The sequence below is a fragment of the Aminobacter sp. Y103A genome, from assembly GCF_030294925.1.
In the GTDB taxonomy this organism is placed as follows: Bacteria; Pseudomonadota; Alphaproteobacteria; order Rhizobiales; family Rhizobiaceae; genus Aminobacter; species Aminobacter ciceronei.
Window position 1 is genome coordinate 4,987,287 of record NZ_AP017986.1, and the last position, 19,152, is coordinate 5,006,438.

25 protein-coding genes are annotated in these 19,152 nt (G+C 63.8%); 19 read left to right on the forward strand and 6 right to left on the reverse strand.

Features of this window, described 5'->3' with window-relative positions; all coding sequences use genetic code 11:
- The first annotated feature begins 45 nt into the window (after positions 1 to 45).
- The 8 genes from Amn_RS24465 (at position 46) to Amn_RS24500 (ending at position 5,279) form a co-directional block, all read left to right on the forward strand.
- On the forward strand, positions 46 to 243 hold the full coding sequence (locus tag Amn_RS24465; RefSeq protein WP_182573764.1) for a hypothetical protein: 198 nt from the start codon (positions 46 to 48) through the stop codon (positions 241 to 243).
- Between the two features lie 23 nt (positions 244 to 266).
- Positions 267 to 1,382 (forward strand): PspA/IM30 family protein, encoded by a 1,116-nt coding sequence (locus Amn_RS24470; RefSeq protein WP_182573763.1) that lies wholly within the window; start codon positions 267 to 269, stop codon positions 1,380 to 1,382.
- A 3-nt stretch (positions 1,383 to 1,385) separates the two neighbouring features.
- Complete coding sequence (locus tag Amn_RS24475; RefSeq protein ID WP_182573762.1) at positions 1,386 to 1,988, forward strand: OB-fold-containig protein; 603 nt, start codon at positions 1,386 to 1,388, stop codon at positions 1,986 to 1,988.
- A 68-nt stretch (positions 1,989 to 2,056) separates the two neighbouring features.
- Positions 2,057 to 3,742: a flotillin family protein gene (locus Amn_RS24480; RefSeq protein ID WP_182573761.1), complete on the forward strand. Its 1,686-nt coding sequence runs from the start codon at positions 2,057 to 2,059 to the stop codon at positions 3,740 to 3,742.
- A gap of 136 nt (positions 3,743 to 3,878) precedes the next feature.
- Positions 3,879 to 4,202 carry an ArsR/SmtB family transcription factor gene (locus tag Amn_RS24485; protein WP_154385710.1) on the forward strand — a complete coding sequence of 108 codons (324 nt, stop codon included), beginning with the start codon at positions 3,879 to 3,881 and terminating at the stop codon, positions 4,200 to 4,202.
- Positions 4,199 to 4,609 (forward strand): SRPBCC family protein, encoded by a 411-nt coding sequence (locus Amn_RS24490; RefSeq protein WP_182573760.1) that lies wholly within the window; start codon positions 4,199 to 4,201, stop codon positions 4,607 to 4,609. The genes Amn_RS24485 and Amn_RS24490 overlap by 4 nt, the downstream gene beginning before the upstream one ends.
- Before the next feature lie 29 nt (positions 4,610 to 4,638).
- Positions 4,639 to 4,863, forward strand: coding sequence for a hypothetical protein (locus Amn_RS24495; RefSeq protein WP_246340613.1), 225 nt, complete (start codon positions 4,639 to 4,641; stop codon positions 4,861 to 4,863).
- A complete protein-coding gene (locus Amn_RS24500) occupies positions 4,863 to 5,279 on the forward strand; it encodes a DUF1801 domain-containing protein (RefSeq protein WP_182573758.1) in 417 nt (138 codons plus the stop codon). The genes Amn_RS24495 and Amn_RS24500 overlap by 1 nt, the downstream gene beginning before the upstream one ends.
- A 39-nt stretch (positions 5,280 to 5,318) precedes the next feature.
- Here the strand turns inward: Amn_RS24500 and Amn_RS24505 are convergent, their stop codons facing one another.
- A complete protein-coding gene (locus Amn_RS24505) occupies positions 5,319 to 5,597 on the reverse strand; it encodes a hypothetical protein (RefSeq protein WP_208993685.1) in 279 nt (92 codons plus the stop codon).
- 32 nt (positions 5,598 to 5,629) lie between these two features.
- On the opposite strand from Amn_RS24505, the gene Amn_RS24510 reads away from it, so the two are divergent.
- Both Amn_RS24510 and Amn_RS24515 read left to right on the forward strand, forming a co-directional pair.
- Positions 5,630 to 6,031 (forward strand): barstar family protein, encoded by a 402-nt coding sequence (locus Amn_RS24510; RefSeq protein WP_182573757.1) that lies wholly within the window; start codon positions 5,630 to 5,632, stop codon positions 6,029 to 6,031.
- Positions 6,028 to 6,504 (forward strand): GNAT family N-acetyltransferase, encoded by a 477-nt coding sequence (locus Amn_RS24515; protein ID WP_182573756.1) that lies wholly within the window; start codon positions 6,028 to 6,030, stop codon positions 6,502 to 6,504. Before Amn_RS24510 ends, Amn_RS24515 begins: the two co-directional genes overlap by 4 nt.
- Positions 6,505 to 6,542: 38 nt before the next feature.
- Here Amn_RS24515 and Amn_RS24520 read toward each other — a convergent pair whose 3' ends face one another.
- A complete protein-coding gene (locus tag Amn_RS24520; RefSeq protein ID WP_067957106.1) occupies positions 6,543 to 7,022 on the reverse strand; it encodes a VOC family protein in 480 nt (159 codons plus the stop codon).
- Positions 7,023 to 7,156: 134 nt separating this feature from the next.
- Complete coding sequence (locus tag Amn_RS24525; protein ID WP_067957102.1) at positions 7,157 to 7,378, reverse strand: hypothetical protein; 222 nt, start codon at positions 7,376 to 7,378, stop codon at positions 7,157 to 7,159.
- Positions 7,379 to 7,569: 191 nt separating this feature from the next.
- Here Amn_RS24525 and Amn_RS24530 point away from each other — a divergent pair, with 191 nt between their 5' ends.
- From Amn_RS24530 to Amn_RS24560, 7 genes are all read left to right on the forward strand, one after another.
- Entirely contained in the window at positions 7,570 to 8,220 is a 651-nt protein-coding gene (locus Amn_RS24530) for a glutathione S-transferase family protein (protein ID WP_182573754.1), read from the forward strand.
- A 102-nt stretch (positions 8,221 to 8,322) separates the two neighbouring features.
- Positions 8,323 to 9,108: an SDR family NAD(P)-dependent oxidoreductase gene (locus Amn_RS24535; protein WP_067957096.1), complete on the forward strand. Its 786-nt coding sequence runs from the start codon at positions 8,323 to 8,325 to the stop codon at positions 9,106 to 9,108.
- A 95-nt stretch (positions 9,109 to 9,203) separates the two neighbouring features.
- Positions 9,204 to 9,377, forward strand: a complete 174-nt coding sequence (locus Amn_RS24540) for a hypothetical protein (RefSeq protein ID WP_182573752.1) — start codon at positions 9,204 to 9,206, stop codon at positions 9,375 to 9,377.
- A gap of 25 nt (positions 9,378 to 9,402) precedes the next feature.
- Positions 9,403 to 10,014 carry a DJ-1/PfpI family protein gene (locus tag Amn_RS24545; protein ID WP_182573751.1) on the forward strand — a complete coding sequence of 204 codons (612 nt, stop codon included), beginning with the start codon at positions 9,403 to 9,405 and terminating at the stop codon, positions 10,012 to 10,014.
- 171 nt (positions 10,015 to 10,185) lie between these two features.
- Complete coding sequence (locus tag Amn_RS24550) at positions 10,186 to 10,902, forward strand: helix-turn-helix transcriptional regulator (protein ID WP_067957091.1); 717 nt, start codon at positions 10,186 to 10,188, stop codon at positions 10,900 to 10,902.
- Between the two features lie 137 nt (positions 10,903 to 11,039).
- On the forward strand, positions 11,040 to 11,474 hold the full coding sequence (locus tag Amn_RS24555) for a GFA family protein (RefSeq protein ID WP_286292838.1): 435 nt from the start codon (positions 11,040 to 11,042) through the stop codon (positions 11,472 to 11,474).
- A gap of 119 nt (positions 11,475 to 11,593) precedes the next feature.
- A complete protein-coding gene (locus Amn_RS24560) occupies positions 11,594 to 12,793 on the forward strand; it encodes a serine hydrolase domain-containing protein (RefSeq protein WP_182573749.1) in 1,200 nt (399 codons plus the stop codon).
- A 77-nt stretch (positions 12,794 to 12,870) separates the two neighbouring features.
- On the opposite strand, the gene Amn_RS24565 is transcribed toward Amn_RS24560, so the two are convergent.
- Positions 12,871 to 14,225, reverse strand: a protein-coding gene (locus tag Amn_RS24565) for an IS3 family transposase (RefSeq protein WP_502874739.1) whose coding sequence is annotated in 2 segments (ribosomal slippage) — positions 12,871 to 13,746 and positions 13,749 to 14,225 — 1,353 coding nt in all. Because the reading frame shifts where the segments join, the coding sequence is not laid out codon by codon here.
- Between the two features lie 187 nt (positions 14,226 to 14,412).
- Here Amn_RS24565 and Amn_RS24570 point away from each other — a divergent pair.
- Positions 14,413 to 15,858 (forward strand): serine hydrolase, encoded by a 1,446-nt coding sequence (locus Amn_RS24570; protein WP_067957082.1) that lies wholly within the window; start codon positions 14,413 to 14,415, stop codon positions 15,856 to 15,858.
- Positions 15,859 to 16,091: 233 nt separating this feature from the next.
- Here the strand turns inward: Amn_RS24570 and Amn_RS24575 are convergent, their stop codons facing one another.
- Entirely contained in the window at positions 16,092 to 16,562 is a 471-nt protein-coding gene (locus tag Amn_RS24575; protein WP_182573748.1) for a nucleoside deaminase, read from the reverse strand.
- A 312-nt stretch (positions 16,563 to 16,874) separates the two neighbouring features.
- Here Amn_RS24575 and Amn_RS24580 point away from each other — a divergent pair, with 312 nt between their 5' ends.
- Entirely contained in the window at positions 16,875 to 18,344 is a 1,470-nt protein-coding gene (locus Amn_RS24580; protein ID WP_286292844.1) for a serine hydrolase, read from the forward strand.
- 81 nt (positions 18,345 to 18,425) lie between these two features.
- Here Amn_RS24580 and Amn_RS24585 read toward each other — a convergent pair whose 3' ends face one another.
- Positions 18,426 to 19,127, reverse strand: a complete 702-nt coding sequence (locus Amn_RS24585) for a DUF1013 domain-containing protein (protein WP_067957072.1) — start codon at positions 19,125 to 19,127, stop codon at positions 18,426 to 18,428.
- Positions 19,128 to 19,152: the final 25 nt, after the last annotated feature.

A 19,152-nucleotide genomic window follows, 5' to 3' on the forward strand; every position in this document is an offset into this window, starting at 1 on the left:
CGGCATTTCGCAAGATGCCGGCACGATCCGGTCGCCCCCGGCGAAATGGACCATCTGGTCGGCCAGGGCCTTGGCGATGCCGGCCACGCCGGGACGCAGTCCATATTTGCGCGGCAGTGCGGACAGGGCGCCAGCCAGCCGAAACGGCCGGCGAGCCACGAGCACAACCTGACGGAGCCCGACGAAAAATTCCTCAATCACCGATTTGGTGATTTTCTTGACAATGACGAAATCACCTCCTAAGTGATTGAAGTAAGGAGGCAAGCATGAAGTCTGCGAACTACAAGCTTATCCTAGATGAAAGCGGCCGCAATGATCTTGCGGACACATTTCGCGCCTATGCCGGTATTCGCGACATCTTGGACGCCCACACGCCGTCAAACCGCGCCGATACCTTCGAGCTGCAGCGCCTCGCTTACGAGCAGATCAGATTGCAGACCGGTCTGCCGGCCCGTCTGGTGACCAACGGTATCCGCGAATACGCAGCCGGATCGTGGTCGGCCGACAGGCTGCCGCTCGACGAAAAGCTGATGTCGTTCAAGGGCGTCGACACCCTCTCGCTGGCCAGCCTCCACGGCCGCGTGCTCGCCGGCTTCCTGGTCACAGGATACAGCGACATTCCTGAAAAGATTTCGCTTTCTCACCTCATCCGACAGGATGGGACCTATTCGCTATCCGTGCCTCTTTCCCGAGAAATGCAAAACAAGGAGATCGACGCCATGCAGACCGAGTCCATTTCCGGCCGGGTTTCCCGCCTCGCGGCAGGCCTCGTCACCACCGTGATCGAAAGCCTGGAGCAAAAGGCACCTGAGGCCGTCGCCGAACAGGCCATCCGCGAGATCGACAAGGCTGCCGACGAGCTGAAGTCGGGTCTGGCCGCCCTCATCGCCGAACGCAAGCGTTACGCCATGCAGCGCGACGATCTACTTGAGGAGCACACGGCGCTGGAGGCCAATATTCTGGTAGCTCTGCGTTCCGGCCGCGAAGACTTGGCGCGCGCGGGCGTTGGCCGGCAGGACGACATCAACGCCCAGGTTGCCTCGATCGACAAGCTGATCGACGACGTCGACATCCGCATCGCCGATTCACGCGCCGCTCTCAATGCCGCCGCCGCCGCGCGCCGCGATGCCGAGGAACGGGTCAAGATCGCACGCCGCGCCAACCAGCATCGGGCGCAGGGCCAGCCGACACCCGCCGGCATCCGGCATCCGTCGCCGGAGGACAGGATCGCCGCAGCCCTCAGCGCCGTCGGCCGCCTGACCGAACTGCCCGCAGGCGCGTCCCGCAGCGACGACCTAGCCGAGCTGGAGGCATTCGGGCGCGACCGCCGGATCGACGAGAGGCTCGCCGCCCTGCGTGACCAGATCAAGGACAAGGAATAAGCGATGCTCCAGGACTTCACGTCCGCCTCAGCGCTTTATCTCTATCCTCTGCTCGCCGGGCTCTGCCTCGGTGCGTTGCAGATCGTCGTCTACTTCGCCGGCAGTGTATCGCTCGGCGATTCCGTGGCCGACATGATCGACGGCACCAGCATCGGCGAGCTGTTCGACTGGCTGAATTTCGGTCGCGTGCCATTCTCGATCCTCGGCATGCTGCTGCTCACCACCTTCGGCGCAACCGGCATGCTGGTCGACGGCACGATCCCTGGCCTGCCGGCCTGGGCTTACTTGGTGGTTGCCGTCCCGGCCAGTGTCACCGTCACCAAGCTCGTCGGCAACGGCATCGCCAAGGTGCTGCCACGCGACGAAAGCTACGCGGTGACACGCGAACACATGATCGGCCGGCGTGGCGTCGTCACACTCGGCCCGCTCGATGACGGCGTTCCCGGCGCGATCCGCGTGCGCGACGAACATGGCGACCTTCACACGATCAAGGCGCGCCCCGCAGACCAGGGCAGCATCATCCAGAAGGGTGCCGAGGTCGTCGTGGTTTCGGCGGCACCCGGCAGCGACCGCATCTTCCTTGTTATCCCCTTCACCAGCGACTGAGATCGCCTGAAGGACTGGTTTTCCTGGCCGGCAAAGCCGCCGGCTGCACATTACAATAGGAGCGGACTTTGGAAGCTATCCAGGAATTCCTGATCTGGGCCGCCATAACAGCGGTCGTCGTCGCCGCCATCGGCTTCACCTTCGGCCGGCTCTACCACCGCGCCGAGCGCGATGAGGCCTTCGTCCGCACCGGCGTCGGCGGCCGCCGCGTCGTCAAGGACGGCGGCGCGCTCATCCTGCCGGTCGTCCATGCGCTGGCGCGGGTCAAGCTCAACACCGTCAAGCTGGTGGTCGATCGCCGCCGCGAGGACGCCTTCATCACTGCCGACCGCATGCGCGTCGACATCCGCGCCGAGTTCTACGTCCGCGTCGACGGCACCGACGACGGCATCGGCCTGGCCGCCCAGACGCTGGGTGACCGGGTCAACGACCCCAAGGCAATCCAGGACCTGGTCGAAGCGAAGCTGGTCGATGCGCTGCGCTCGGTGGCGGCCCGCAACACGCTCGACCAGTTGCACGAGAGCCGCTCCGACTTCGTCAAGGCAGTGCAGGACGCTGTCGAGACCGACTTGCGCTCCAACGGCCTCGAGCTGGAATCAGTCAGCCTCACCGGCCTCGACCAGACGCCGAAGGAGTTCTTCAACGAAACCAACGCGTTCGACGCCGTCGGCCTGGCCAAGCTCACCATCATTACCGAGCAGCGCCGCAAGGAGCGCAACGAAATCACCCGCCAGACCGAAGTGGCGATCGCCGAGCAGGACATGACCGCCGCCAAGCAGCGCTTCGCGCTCAAGCGCCAGGAAGAAGAGGCCCGCCTCGACCAGCAGCGCGACGTCGCCAACAAGGAGGCGCTGACCCGCGCCGAAAAGGCCAAGGCCGAGGAAGACGCCAAGCTTGCCGAGCAGAGCGCCCAGATCGAGCGCGAGCGCGAGATCGCCGAGCGTTCGGCAGCGGCCAGCAAGGCCAAGGAAGAGGCCCGCATCAACTCCGAGCGCGACGTCGAGCTGAGCCGCCAGACCATGGCGGTGGCCATTGCCAAGAAGAGCGAGGAGACCTTGCGCGCCGAGGCCAAGGCCCGCGAGGCCGAGGCGCTCAGCGTCGCCGCCCACGAAAAGGTGCAGACGGCGCGCGAGCGCGAAATCGCCGACCGTAACCGCCAGATCGCCATCTTGCAGGCACAGGAAGCGGCCGAATCCGAAGCCATCACCGTCACCGTCAGCGCCACCGCCGAGAAGGCCGCGGCCGAGGACCGGGCCGAGGCGACCCTCGTCGAGGCCCGCGCCAGTGCCGAGGCGATGAAGGTGCGCGCCGAAGGCATCCAGGTCGAGGGCGAAGCCCACGCCCAGACCATCCGGGCGCGCAACGAAGCCTCCAACACGCTGTCCGACAAGATGATCCAGTTCGAGCTGACGCAGGCTCGCATCAGCATGCTGCCGGAGGCGCTGAAGGCACTGATGGAGCCGGCCAGCCGCATCGAGAGCATCCGCGTGTTCGACACTCAGGGCTTCTCCGCCGGTCGCTCCGGCAGCGACGGCGCCAACCGCTCCGGCGCCGGCGACCTCGCAGACCAGCTGCTGCGATTCACCGGCAACAAGCCGCTTGTCGACGCGCTCCTGGCCGCCGCCGGCATGGATGGTTCGGGCGGCAGCCTGAAAGACCTCGTCACGCCCACCGCCGTCTATGCCGAGGCCGAGCCCGAGCTTGTCGAGGCCTACGACATCGAAGACGTCGAGACCGCGTCACCACAAGGCTGATCTGGCTCAGGGGCCAGCCTATTCCGACGCAGATCGCCGCCGCCGACATGGGCGGCGGCATGACATTTCTATCCCATATTGACAATCCCATACCCAAATGGCTATGCATTAACTCATAGCCATTTGGGTATGACTCATGACCGAACCCCAGGACGCGATCTTTCGCGCGCTTTCCGATCCGACACGCCGCGGGCTGTTCGAGCGTCTCTGCCGCAATGGCGATACCACCGTTGTCGGCCTGCTGGGCGAGGCCGGTGTCTCTCAGCCGGTGGTCTCCAAGCATCTGAAGATCCTGAAGACGGCCGGACTTGTGCGCGACCGGCAGCAGGGCCGCTACACCTATTACAGCGTCGAGCGCGATGCGCTGCGGACGCTGATCGACTGGACGTCCGAAATGTCCGGCTTCTGGAACGACCGCTTCGACGATCTCGACAATTTACTCAAGAGGATGGACCAATGACCGAAACGATGGAAACCACGCGCTCGGTCGTGGTCGAACGCGATTTCCCCTATCCGCCGGAAAAGCTCTGGCGCGCGCTGACCCAGCCGCACCTCATCGCCGAATGGCTGATGAACAACGACTTCATCCCTGTCGCCGGCCGCCGCTTCACACTGTCCGCCGACTGGGGCCAGGTCGATTGCGAGGTCGAGACGGTCGAGGAGCACCGCGCTTTGTCCTATCGCTGGGACACCAAGGACCTCAGGAGCATCGTCACATGGACGCTTGCGCCGACCGCGGCGGGCACCAGCCTGCGCATGGAGCAGCGCGGCTTCACCACCGCCCAGAAATCCTACTTCCAGGGTGCATCAGTCGGCTGGCCGCGCTTCTTCGACCAGTTGGGCAACGTCGTCTCGAAGCTCGACTGAGCAGACGTCGATTTCAGGGAGTAATGCAAATGAACTCAGTGATCCGCATCATCCATCGCTGGACCTCGCTCCTCTTCAGCCTGGTCGTCGCCTCGATCTTTGTCGGCATGGCCGTCACCACCCTGCCCGATTGGTACTACTACCTGCCGCTGCCGCCGCTCTTCGTGCTGATCCCGACCGGCATCTACATGTTCTTCGCGCCCTATTTCAGCGGTCGACAGGACACGCTGCCGGCGGCAAAGGGCCATGCCTGATGGCCAGGGACGCGGCACCCAAGCTGTTGTCGGGCGGCAATCCACAGATCGCGAAGGGTTATGGCGACGCCGTCCTCCAGTCCTACATCGACGCCATGCCCGGCTGGAAACAGGATGTCGGCCGCCGCATCGACGCCCTCGTCACCGCAGTGGTCCCCGACGTGGTCAAGGCGGTGAAGTGGAACTCGCCCTTCTACGGCATGGAGAAGGACGTCTGGTTCCTCGGCTTCCACTGCATGAGCAAATACGTCAAGGTCGCCTTCTTCAAGGGCGCGCAGCTTGTGCCGCTGCCGCCGGGCGCCTCCAAGCAGGCCGACGTGCGTTATCTCGACATCTACGAGGACAGACGCTTCGACGAAGCCCAGTTCTCCGACTGGGTCAGGCAGGCAAGTGCCTTGCCTGGCGAGAAGATGTGAGGCTTGCACGCAAAGACACGCCCTGCTCGACCTGCTGCATCAATCCAGGAATTCCCATGGAGTTTCTGTCTTGAACTTTGATATGGCTTCCTCAACATATTCCAAGGGAACATCTTTCTCGTAGAGTGTTACCTCACGTGTTTTCTTGGTGTCGTCGCGGAAAATCTCAACTACAAGATTGCCATTGACGTAAAGTTCGACGCCAATGCCGTCCCGGTCAGCGACATCGCTCGCAATCAACCAGTGTTTCGATCGTTCAACCGCCATTGCGAACTCCGGAACTTGCATGTCAGCAAGCATATCGACCGCGTCGGCCATTCGATAACCGCTCTACAGTTCGAGGTAGCCGCGTGACCACCGAATACACGATCGACGGCTCCCGCATCGGCTCGCTGGAAGAATTCTACGACGAGATCAGCCGTGTGCTGATCCCCGGCCATCGCTGGGGCCGCAATCTCGACGCGTTCAACGACATCCTGAAAGGCGGCTTCGGGACGCCTGAGCGGATTGCGCTGAGGTGGAGGCATTCCGAGAAATCGAGGCTAAACCTCGGGCACCCGGAGACGGCCCGCCAGTTGGAGCTCCAGCTCGCACAGTGCCATCCAGCCAATAGGGTCAACGTCAAGCAAAAGCTTGCCGATGCCCGTGCCGGCATTGGCCCGACAGTCTTCGACTGGCTGGTCGAGATCATTCGGTGCCATGGCCCGGATGGAGACGAGGCCGAGGACGACGTCCAACTGGTGCTCGAATGATGTCACCGGCCGAGGGATTTGGACCGACCGTCAGTATTCGACCCGCTCGCGTCGAAGACAGGGATGCCCTCGGCGCGCTCAAGCTGCGCTCTTCGCTGGCCTGGGGAGACCATGTCGAGGCGCTGCTTGCGATGCCGGGGGCAAGGGAGGTTCCGGCTGCGCACCTGCCGTATGTCGCCATCGCCGAACTGGCCGGGGAGATCGTCGGTTTCGTGACGGTTCTTCCGGGCGACGACGCCGCTCGGGCCGAGCTGGAGGATCTCTTCATCGCACCGGAAGCATGGCGCAAGGGCATCGGCACCCGGCTTGTCGCCGAAGCCGAAAGACGCGCCAAAACGCTCGGCGCGCAAACGCTCGAGGTCGCGGCCGGCGAACGGGCGCGCCCGTTCTACGAGACATCAGGCTTCCGCTTTGCCGCATCCGTGCAGACGGATCTGGCATCAGCCGTCCGGCTGGAAAAGGACCTTTGCTAACCTGCCTTGCCGGTTGGACAAACCCTACTGCGTCAGCATCACCCCCGCCGCGCCGCCTCTATCGCGGCGACGTCGATCTTCTTCATGTCCATCATCGCCGCGAAGGCGCGCTTGGCTTCAGCGCCGCCGGCGGCCATGGCATCGGTCAGCACGCGCGGCGTGATCTGCCAGTTGAGGCCCCATTTGTCCTTGCACCAGCCGCAGGCACTTTCCTGGCCGCCATTGCCGACGATGGCGTTCCAGTAGCGGTCGGTCTCTTCCTGGTCGTCGGTGGCGATCTGGAACGAGAAAGCCTCGTCGTGGGTAAAGACAGGGCCGCCATTGAGGCCGATGCAGGGAATGCCGGCGACGGTGAATTCGACCGTCAGCACGTCGCCCTCCTTGCCCGAGGGATAGTCGCCCGGCGCGCGATGCACGGCCGTAACCTTGCTGTCGGGAAACACGGTAGCGTAGAATCGGGCCGCGGCCTCCGCATCCTTGTCGTACCACAGGCAGATCGTGTTCTTGGCAGTTGGCATTGTGCGCTCCTCTCGCATGTGGCCAGTTCGGCGTAACCTTCCCGCCCTTCCGACATAGGGGCGCGGCGGCCATTGTCCAGCCCACTGGCAAGATTGCGTGGCCTGCCAATCGACAGCTTGGAGGCTGGCTTTTGTCAAGCTTGGTACAGAAGCTCTACAATTCGAAGGGCCAGCCGTGCAGTGACGTAAATAGCCAACCCACATGTCATAAGAACAAACATCCAGAACGTGACTTTGGCGCGTGCCACCATGAATTCATCGTTGGTTCGGTTGTCCGGCTCACCCACCCACGCAGCGGCATCGAACTCCTTGGCGCCTTCACCGCTTGGCAGAGCGGCAGGCCTGTCATCGGTCACAAGGGCGCCTTTGGTGTTGGCTGACTAGCCGTGCTGGATGGTCGAAACGGAATACGGGAAATACATTACTGATTTCATTGTGAAACTTGCCACGCCTGTCGAAGAAATTTCGGGCGCCTGTCGGAAACCCTGCCTGCCATTCGTCCTCTGGAGGCACCAAGCAAGGATATGCACCAACCCGGAGCCTGCCGATGATCCCCACCATCACCGCTTTTGAGGCCTCGCCCGACCAGGGCATGGGCCTGGCGCGCGACATGCGCGTGCGCTGGGCGCTCGAGGAGGTGGGCCAGCCTTACGACGTCCGTCTGGTGTCGTTCAAGGCGATGAAGCAGCCGGCGCATCTGGCGCGTCATCCCTTCGGGCAGATCCCGACATATGAGGAAGGCGACCTCGTCCTGTTCGAGTCGGGCTCGATCATCTTCCACATCGCCGAGCGCCATGCCGGGCTGCTGCCCAGCGAAGCCAACGCCCGGGCGCGCGCCATCACCTGGATGTTCGCCGCGCTGAACACTGTCGAGCCACCGATCGTCGAGCTCGAACAGGCGCCTTTCCTGGAAGGCGACAAGCCCTGGCTCGAAGAACGCATCCCCATGCTCAAGGATCGCATCCGTGTCCGGATGGACCAGCTTTCCGACAGGCTTGGCGAAGCCGAGTGGCTCGACGGCGCGTTCAGCGCCGGCGACCTCATGATGGTCATGGTGCTGCGCCGGCTGGAGGGGGACGGCATCGTCGAGGATTATCCAAACCTCGCCGCCTATGTCGCCCGCGGCCAGGCCCGCCCCGCATACGAGCGCGCCTTCGACGCTCAGTTGGCGGTCTTCATCGCCGCATCGGGCGGCTGAGCAGGACGGCGGTCGTCACCCATCCCCGTTGACCGCGCCCGGCCTTCCCGCCAGTGTCCGCCACTGGATTCGCCTTTCCGGCGACAAGGGCAGGAGCGGACAATGAAGCTCGACGGCAAGACGGCGATCATCACCGGCGGCGCCAGGGGCATCGGCCATGCCATCGCCGAGCGCTTCCTGCGCGAGGGCGCGCGTGTCGTCATCGCCGACATCGACCAGGAAGAGGGCAATGCCGCAGAGCGCGATCTGGAAAAGCTCGGCGAGGCGCGGTTCGTTCGCGCCGATGTCGGCAAGCGCCTCGACGTCCACAATCTCGTCGCTTCGACCATCGACGCCTTCGGCGACATCGACGTGCTGGTCAACAATGCCGGCATCGACCACCAGGCCAGTTTCCTCGACCTTGCCGAAGACGATTTCGACCGCGTGCTGAGGGTCAATCTCAAGGGTGCTTTTCTAGCCGGCCAGGCCGTCGCCCGCATCATGGCCGACAGGGTCAAGGCAGGCGGGCCCGCGGGCACGATCATCAACATGTCGTCGATCAATTCGGTCGTCGCCCATCCCGACCAGGTGCCCTATGCCGTGTCCAAGGGCGGTGTCGGCCAGCTGACGACGGTGATGGCGCTCGGCCTCGCGCCCTATGGCATCCGCGTCAACGCCATCGGCCCCGGCTCGATCTCGACCGACATGCTGGCCCGTGCCAAGGCCGATCCGGTGGCCAAGGCCCGCATCCTGTCGCGCACCCCGCTCGGCCGCATCGGCGAACCTGAAGAGATCGCTTCCATCGCCGCTTTCCTCGCTTCCGACGATGCTTCCTACATCACCGGGCAGACGATTTTCGCCGATGGCGGGCGCCTCGCGCTCAACGGCACGGTTGCTGCCAAAGCCTGACGGAAACATAGTCGCGGACGACCGCGTGCTCCTGACAGACTGCTGTCAGGAGGGGTGTGCGATACTCCTCCCGTACAAGATAAGGAGGACCCGCCATGAACACGTTTACGCCTGTCATCTTTCGCACCATCAGGCATTATGCTGGCAAGGTCAGGACCATGCACAATGAGATCCGCACCGAGCGCCTCATGAATTCTCTGCCGACAAGCATCCGCAAGGATATCGGCTGGCCCGACCGTTTCGACGCCCGCCGTACCGACCGCAATTGACACACCCGACAGAGGGGACACGCCCATGACCACAGCCAAGACGATCGGTGTCCTGTTCATCGAAGGTTATGCCGACTGGGAGTATGGCCTTCTGGCCGCTTCGGCGGCCGAGTGGTTCGGCGCGCGCGCGATCGCGATTTCGCCGCACGAGGCACCGCTGACCTCGATCGCCGGCTTCAGCCTGTCGCCGACACGCGGCGCCAACCCCGCGGAAAACATGGATCTCGACGCTGTCGCCGTCATCGGCTCGGATCGCTGGGCGTCGAAGGAAGCGCCTGATGTCTCGCCACTGCTGAAGGCTGTCGCCGGGCGCGGCGGCGTCGTCGGCGGCATCTGCGCCGGCACCCTTGCGCTCGCCCGTGCCGGCCTGTTCGACGGTGTCTCCCACACCAGCAACGGCCGCGACTGGATCCTCGGGCATGAGCCTGCCTACGCCGGCGCTCAGGGCTACCAGGACGTGCCGCACGCCGTCGCCGACAGCAACATTGTCTCCGCCCCCGGCTCCGCGCCCGGCACCTTCGCCGCCGCCTTCCTCGAGATGCTCTACCCCGAACTCGTCGGCCAGATCGGCGAGATGCGCGCCATGTTTGCCCGCGAGCATGCCGGGGCAGCGCACGGACATGGTGACGGCTCCTGACAATACGCTGTCAGGAGCCTTGTGCGATGATAGGATGAACGGTTCGCATATCGGTCGCCCTGTGCCAGGCGCTTGGCGACATTCCGGACTGAGATTTTGACGACGCGCATTGTCATCGACGCCAGGCGCCCCCACTTGGCCAAGAACAGCGCGAGACTTGAGGGGTAATCGATGAGACGCGCCGACAGGCTGTTCCAGATCGTACAGCATCTCCGCGGCGGCCGCCTGGTGACCGCGCACAAGCTGGGCGCGTGGCTCGAGGTTTCCGAGCGCACGATCTATCGCGACATCGCCGACCTGCAATCGACGGGTGTGCCGATCGATGGCGAGGCCGGGGTGGGCTATATGATGAGGGAGGGTTTCGACCTTCCGCCGCTGATGTTCACACGGGACGAAATCGTAGCATTGGTTGCCGGCGCCCGCATGGTCCGCGCCTTTGGTGGCGCCGCCATGGCGCGTGCCGCCGACGAAGCGCTGGTCAAGATCGGCGCGGTCCTGCCCGACTCGGAAAAGGACCGCATCGCCCGCACCGAGATCCACACGCCGATGTGGGTGGTGTCAGACGCCGACCGCGAGGCGATCGACCTGATCGAGCGCGCCGTCGAAAAGCGCCAGGTGCTCAAGCTCGACTACAATGACGAAGCCGGCCGCGGCTCTGCCCGCGAGGTCCGCCCGCTCGGCCTATGGTTCTGGGGCAAGGTCTGGACGCTGATCGCCTGGTGCGAGATGCGCAACGACTTCCGCGCCTTCCGCATCGACCGCATCTCGGCGGTCACTTCTGCCGGCCGCGGCTTCAAGCCCGAGCGCGGCAAGCTGCTTGTCGACTACTACCGCAGCGTCGAACGCAGCGAATCCTATGGCACACACGACCGCAGCTCCGGCGGCTGACAACCGCAGTTTCCCTCCCCGCCCCTCCCAAACTGTCCCGGCAACGCGCCGGGACTTTTCTTTTGTGCCCCGCAGCCATACCCAACCATCCTGCATGCCGCTAGGTTCGGGATACGAGGCGGAAGAGGTGACTGCACATGGACATGGATATCCGAGAAATCGACGGCGCATGCCATTGCGGCACGGTGTGCCTGCGCGTCAGGCTGTCGGACGGCCTGCGCAGCGCTCGGCGCTGCACCTGCTCCTATTGCCGGATGCGAGGCGCGGTTGCACTGTCGGCCGATCTCGGCGGCGTCGATGTCCTGGCCGGCCAGGAAGCTCTGACCACCTACGAATTCAACACCCGGGCGGCGAAGCACTACTTCTGCTCGAAATGCGGCATCTACACCCATCACCAGCGCCGTTCGAACCCCAACCAGTTTGGCGTCAATGCCGCTGTCCTTCAGGGCATCAGCCCGTTCGACTTCATCGAGGTCCCGGTCATGGACGGCATCAACCATCCGTCCGACCGCAAGGACGGCACCACGGGCTCGGGCATTGCCGGCATCCTGAAATTCATCACCAGCACATAAGCCGGCTCGACTTTTGGCGCGTTCCGGACCGTCTCCGCGAGACGGTCCGCCACACGCAATGCTCTCGCAACCCGGACCAGCCACCAAGCGGTCCCGGATGATTTACGAGACATGTGCAAATGACTGGCCCAGCCAAGAAGAAGACGGCGCTCCAGGGCGTAATGACAGCCACCGCCGCGATCCTGACGATCGCCGCCTTTTCGAGCGGCCTGCTCTATCTCGACCGCCTGATCGAGCGCCCCTTGGTCACCTCGACGGCGAATGCCGCTGGCAGCATCCCGGCAGGCGCCAAGGTTCGCGCGCTGCTTGCCGAGCGTATCGACGAACACAAGCAAGGCGTCGGCATCGTCGTCGGCATCGTCAGCCCCAAGGGCCGCAGCGTGGTGTCGCATGGCAGGTTCGGCATCGCCGATCCACGTCCCGTCGATGGCGACACGCTGTTCGAGATCGGATCCATCACCAAGGTGTTCACCGCCATGCTGCTTGCCGACATGGCCGAGCGTGGCGAAGTTGCCCTGAACGACCCTGTTGCCAGATACCTGCCCGAAGACGTCACAATGCCCGGACGCGACGGCAAGACGATCTCGTTCACCGACCTTGCCACCCACATGTCGGGGCTGCCGCGGCTGCCCGACAATCTGGCGCCAGCCGATGAGGCCAATCCTTATGCCGACTATACCACCCAACAACTCTACGCCTTCCTGTCGGGCTACATCCTGCCGCGCAGGATCGGCGTCGAGTACGAATATTCCAATCTCGGCTTCGGCCTGCTCGGCCATGCGCTCGCCCGCCGCGCCGGCGTCGACTACGCAACGCTTGTGAGGCAGCGCATCACCGACCCGCTCGGAATGTCCAGCACCGCAATCACGCTCACCCACGACCTCGCGAAACGCATGGCGCGCGGACATGACAGCGCGCTGGCCGGCGTTCCCAACTGGGACCTCCCCACGCTCGCCGGCGCGGGCGCGCTGCGCTCGTCGGTCAACGACCTTCTGGTCTTCCTCGAAATGGCGCTTGGCCAGCGCCAGACACCCCGGGCCGTGCGGCTTTCCAAGACGCTTGCCACAACGCTCGCGACACGCAGACAGATCACCGACGGCGGAGCCACCGCCCTTGGCTGGGTCGTGACCACGAACGCCACCGGCGAGGTCATCTGGCACAATGGCGGCACCGGCGGCTTCAGCTCGTTCATCGCCTTCCACCCCCGAACGAAGGTCGGCGTCGTCATCCTGTCCAACACCAATGTCGGCATCGAGGACATCGGCGTGCAGGTGCTCAGGTCGCTCGTCCTGCCCGCCAATGGCCCCATTCCCGGTTGACCAGCCTCTGACCTCCAGCATTGGCGTCAACGAAAAAGGCTCCGCTCCCATGAACTGACCCCGTAAAGTTGGACGGTTCATTGAGCTGGTAGATTTAAGGGCTGGGTCCTGTATTGCACAGGGGCCAGCCCTTTCAGTTTCAGTTTGATGCGGCGGTGGTTGTAATAGTCGATGTAGCGCTCGATGGCCTTATCGAGGCTTTGGACAGTTTCGAACCTTTCCGGGTGGAAGAGCTCGGACTTGAGCGTGGCGAAGAAGCTCTCCATCGGTGCGTTGTCGAGGCAATTGCCTTTGCGTGACATGCTTTGTGCAAGGCCTCTGGTTTCCAGCCTGCGCTGGAATGCCGACATCTGGTACTGCCATCCCTGATCGGAATGCAGGGTCGGCCGTTCGTCCTCATTGAGCCGGGCGAAGGCTTTTGTCAGCATATTGTCCACCAGTTTGAAGCGCGAGCGGCGCGCCGTCTCGAAGGCGACGATCTCGCCATTGTAGAGGTCCATGATGGGAGACAGGTAGAGCTTGTCGCCGGCCACGCTGAACTCCGTCACGTCGGTCACCCATTTGCAGTTGGCGCGGTCGGCGCTGAACTTGCGCTGCAACAGATCGGGAGCGGTCCGCCCAACCTCGCCCCTGTAGGAACGATACTTCTTCGGCCTGACCAGCGACTTCAAACCCATCCCGGCCATCAGGCTCTGGACGGTCTTGTGGTTGACGCCTTGACCCGACTGGCGCAGTTGCGCAGTCACCCGGCGATAGCCGTAGCGGCCCTTGTGGCTGTCGAAGATGGCCTTGATCGCCTCCTTCAGCGCCACATGGCGGTCCGGGCGCGAGGCTGCCTTTTGCCTGTAATAGAACGTGCTGCGCGGCAGCTTCGCCAGATCGAGCAGGCCCTCAAGCGGATGCAACGGCCTTAACGCCTGGACGGCTTGTGCTTTTTGGGCGCGTGTCCCTGCGTTAAGGCCTCCAGTTTTTTTAGGTAGGCGTTCTCCATCCGCAGCTGCTTCAGCTCGGCCAGCAGTTCTTCCCGGCTTTTGGCTTCGTCACTGGGTGCAACAGGCACTGCGGGGGCCGGCGGCTTCGACATGGGGCGTCCTCCGGGACGTGGGCCGAGTGCCTCTATCCCACCCGCATGATAGCGCTTCTCCCAGCCCGCCAGGCAACTGGCATTGCGGATATTGAACAACGCCGCCGTCTGGCGATACGACAGACCTTCTCGCCACATCCGCTCGAGCACTGACAGCTTGAACGTCGCGTCGTAATGATCGTATTTGCCCGACAGTCCCGCCCAGCCATGCGCCTGGTAAAAAGCCACCCACTTGCGGACAGTCGCCGCGTCAACTCCACGCTTCGACGCCGCACTCGCGTAGCTTTCATCCCCGCACAAATAGCTATCGACAACCGAGCGCTTGAAACGCGCACTGTGTTTGGACATGCAAAACCCCCGAAGGTTGTGTCCAACTTTCGGGGGTCAGTTCACTGAGGCGCGGTCTTTTTTGCTCATCGGACAAGGCATGCCCCCGCAATGCTCTTGCAATCTCATCCTGCCAGATGGGCACCAGTTCCCAAGCGACAACGCCAGTTCGAAAAGCAAGCCGATGAAATCCGCAAGAAAATCCTTTATGCGCTCACGCGCCATTGCTGCCGCCACCGCAATCCTGTCCGTCGCCACATTCTTGACCGGCCTGCTTTCCCTTGACCGCCAGATCGAAGGACCATTTGCCGTGACCAAAGCCTCGGCCAGCATGCCGTCCAGTTCCTTCCCCGCCGACAAGGAGATCGCCAAGATCCTTGCCGAGCGTATCGACATAAGGCGCGAAAGCGTCGGCATCGTCGTTGGCACGATCGGGCCGCATGGCCGCAGCATCGTTGCCCATGGCAAGTTTGGCGCCAACGATCCGCGCAAGGTCGACGGCAACACCGTCTACGAGATTGGTTCGATCACCAAGGGCTTCACCGGCCTGCTGCTCGCCGACATGGTGGCCAGTGGCGAAGTCGGGCTCGACGACCCGCTTGCCAAATACATGCCTGAAGGCGTCACCGTGCCCGAGCGCGCCGGCAAGTCGATCACCCTTGCCGACCTGGCCACCCATCACTCCAGCCTGCCGAGCCTGCCCGACGACCTGGAGCCGCCGGACACGCTCAATCCTTATGCCGCCTACACCACCGAACAGCTCTATCGCTTCCTGTCGCGCTATCAGCTGCCGCGCGACATCGGTGCCGATTTCGAATATTCCAACACCGGTTTCGGCCTGCTCGGCCATGCGCTGGCTCGCCGCGCCGGCGTCGACTACGAGACGCTGGTGACCCAGCGCATCACCAACCCGCTCGGCATGTCGAGCACGGCCATCACGCTTTCGCCCGAACTCGCCGGACGCATGGCCACCGGCCATAATGGCGACCTGCAGCCTGTTCCCAATTGGGATCTTCCGGCCATAGCCGGTGCCGGCGCGTTGCGCTCGTCGGCCAACGATCTGCTCAACCTGCTGGCCATGGCGGTGAGCACTGAAAAGTCGCCGCTCAGCGACGCTGTTGCCGCGGCGAGCGTCAAGCGCAAGCCGGTCAACGACGGCACGCAGGTCGGCCTCGCCTGGATGATCACCGAAAGCTCATCGGGCGACATCGTCTGGCATAGCGGCGGCACCGGTGGTTTCGTCAGCTTCTTCGGCTTCCATCCGGCCTCCAGAACGGGTGTCGTCGTGCTGTCCAATTCCGACGCCGACGTCAACGATATCGGCATGCACCTGCTCAACCGGGACATTCCGCTTTCCGAGCCGAAGCCGAAGCCGGTCGAGGCCGTCATCGACCCGAAGCTGCTTGACGGTTATGTCGGCCGCTATCAGCTGGCACCGAAGATGGTGTTCGACATCACCCGCGATGGCGACAAGCTGTTTGCCCAGCTGACCGACCAACCCAGGTTCCGTCTCTTCCCCGAGGGAGGACACCGCTTCTTCTACAAGGACGTCGAGGCCGCGATCACTTTCACACAAGCCGATGCCAGCCCCTCGCCAAGCCTGACCTTGCATCAGTTCGGCGAGCACATTTCAGCCCCGCGCGTGACCGACTGACCTGCCCGTGAGCAAAGAACAGGCCCCGTCGACGCGGGGCCTTTCGCTTTGGGGCGGGGAGCCGGGAACGCCTCCGGCGCGTGGGCGCCGATCCACTTGGCGCAGCGCGCCTGTCGTTTTGGCTACCCGTCACGCCAAACGGGCGGCGCGCAGTTCGTGCTGATTGCCACCAATCGCATTGGCGATGACGTGATCAGGCTGACTATTCCATCAACCCGGCTTGACGTGCTCTGTCACCAGAAATCCTTATGGTCGTTGACGATCTCGTCTTCGAGCTCAGGGAATGGACCACGTACCGCGACATGGCGCCGTCCGGCGGCAAACACCTGATGGCAGCTGAGGTCGAGCGTCAGGTTTTCCGGGTTGTCTCCGGTGAGCTCGGCCAACCGCTTTTCGCTCAGCCCATAAACCACGGTGCCGATGCCAGCCCAGTAACAGGCCCCGGCGCACATGCAGCACGGCTCCATCGAGGTCACCAAGGTGCATCGTTCGAGAAAGGCCGGTTGGTATTGCTGAGCGGCCGCGCGGGCCACATTCGCCTCTGCATGGCCAACGCCGCGATCCTGCGCGTAGGTGTTGCCGGAGGAAAGCAGCACGTCGCCCTCCGGCCCGACAAGGACCGCCCCGAACGGATGGTTGCCGCTGGCCCGGCTCTCCCCGGCGATCTTCACGGCAAGACGTAGATATTCGGTATCGCTGCTCATGGCCGCCTCCCTGGGATTCACAACCACACGCCCAAACGCTTTGCGCCCACATCTTCCCGGAGCGCTTGGCGGCTGTCCAGCCGGCAGTTGAAAGAGGAGTTCATCTGAAGGCGGCGACGTCAACGATTGGCCCGACGAGAACGAGGGAGCGGCAGCGACCGACGCGCCGTCTGCAAACGCAAGCGACGTCTTCAACGAGCCGCCAACCCGCGCCAAGCGCGGCCGCCGCAATGCTCTCGCAATCTGCCGGAACCAGACAGTGCTGTTTGATTTGCCAGTCGCGCCGAACAAGCGCCCAGAGACAGCATCGCCATGAGACGCCTCAGGATATCCTCCGCATTTTCAGGTGCACTGACTGCAGCCACCGTCATTTTCACCGTAGCGGCCGTGACCGGCGGGCTGCTCTATCTCGACCGCAAGCAAGACAGGCCCATTGTCTTGTCCGCAGTTGCCGGCGACTGGTCGGGTCAGATGCCAACCGGTGCGGAGATTCGCCGCATCCTCGCCGACCGGATCGACGTCCAAAGGCGAAGTGTCGGCATCGTCGTCGGCACCATCGGTCCGGACGGGCGCAGCATCATTGCCCATGGCGACCTCGGCGGCTTCGATCCGCGACCAGTCGACGGCGACACCGTCTTCGAGATCGGCTCGGTGACCAAGGTATTTACCGGGCTGTTGCTGGCCGATATGGCAGCGCGCGGCGAAGTCGCCCTGACCGACCCGGTGGCCAAGTACTTGCCTATGAACGTCGCCGTGCCGGAACGGGGCGGCAAGGCGATCACCCTGGTTGACCTCGCGACGCAAACCTCCGGCCTGCCGCGCATGCCCGACAACATCGAGCCGGTCGATGAGACCAATCCTTATGCCGACTACACGGTCGATGAAATGAATGCCTTCGTGTCAGGCTACAAGCTGCCACGCGACATCGGTACAGAATATGAGTACTCAAACCTGGGCTCAGCGCTGCTGGGGCAGGCTCTTGCCCACCGCGCCGGCAAGAGCTTCGAGGCCCTCGTCCACGACCGCATCAGCGGCCCGCTGGCCATGCGCAGCACGGCGATCGAATTGCCACCTCGCCTCGGCAAGCGCCTGGCCACCGGCCACAACGACATGCTGGAGATTGCGCCCAACTGGGAGATGCCCGCTTTTGCCGGCGCCGGCGCATTGCATTCAAGCGCCAACGACCTGCTCGACCTGCTGCAGGTGACGGTCAGCACGAACAAGACTCCGCTGACCATTGCCCTGGCCGGCACGCTGGCGACACGGCGGGCCATCGGCGGACAGGAGACCTCGGCGGCGCTCGGCTGGATCGTCACCAAAAGCAGCAATGGCGAGATTGCCTGGCACGATGGCGGCACCGGCGGCTACAGCGCCTTCATCGGCTTTCATCCCGGCTCGCGCAGAGGTGTCGTCGTCCTGTCCAACGCCAACACAGGCGTCAGCGACATCGGCCTTCATCTGCTCAATCGCGAGATCCCGCTGACAAGGGTCAAGCCACGGCACAGCGAGGCCGCCGTTGATCCCAGCCTGTTCGACACCTATGTCGGCCGTTACCAACTCGCCCCCGACGTGGTTCTCACCGTCCTGCGCGAGGACGACGCACTTTACGCCCAGTTCAGCGGCCAGCCGAAACTGCGGCTGTTCGCCGAAGGCGAGCACCGCTTCTTCTACAAGGAAGTCGAGGCGGCCATCACCTTCGCAGCCCCTGCATCGAACCGATCACCTGGCCTCACCCTGCACCGCTTCGGCCGCGACATGCCGGCATCCCGGCTGTCGGACTGACCTGCTGACCGCAGACATCGGAGCAACCCGGAAACGAAAAAGGCCCCGCAATGCGGGGCCTTAGTTTGTGTGAGGAAAACCTCAGAACTTGTCGTCTTCGTCCTCGTCCGGCGTCTTCGAGCGAAGGGCCGAGAGCTTGGCGAACACGGCGTTGGCGTCGAGTTCCTTGTCCTCGTCCTTGGGTGCGGCCTGCTCCGGCGTCAACCGCTCGGTCAGCGAGGCCGGCAGCAAGGTGTCGCCGACAGGGGCGGCGGCTTCGCGGCCGCGCGAGGCGCGCTGCACTTCGATGTCGAGGTCGATCTGCGAGCACAGGCCGAGCGCCACCGGATCGAGCGGCGTCAGCGTCGCCATGTTCCAGTGCTTGCGCTCGCGGATCTGCTCGATCGTCGCCTTGGTGGTGCCGACGAGGCGCGAGATCTGCGCGTCCTTGAGCTCCGGATGGTTCTTGACCAGCCAGTAGATGGCGTTCGGGCGATCCTGGCGCTTCGACAGCGGCGTGTAGCGCGGGCCCTTGCGCTTGGTCTCGGGCACGCGGACCTTGGGATCCGACAGCTTGAGGCGATGATTGATGTCGCCCTCGCCCTTGGCGATCTCGGCGCGCGTCAGCTGGCCGGTCATGATCGGGTCCATGCCCTTGATGCCCTGGGCCGATTCGCCGTCGGCGATCGCCTTCACCTCGAGCGGGTGCAGCGAGCAGAACTGCGCGATCTGGTCGAACGAAAGCGCTGTGTTGTCGACCAGCCAGACAGCGGTCGCCTTGGGCATAAGCAGCGTATTGGCCATGCGATATATCCTCTTCGCTCGCCCG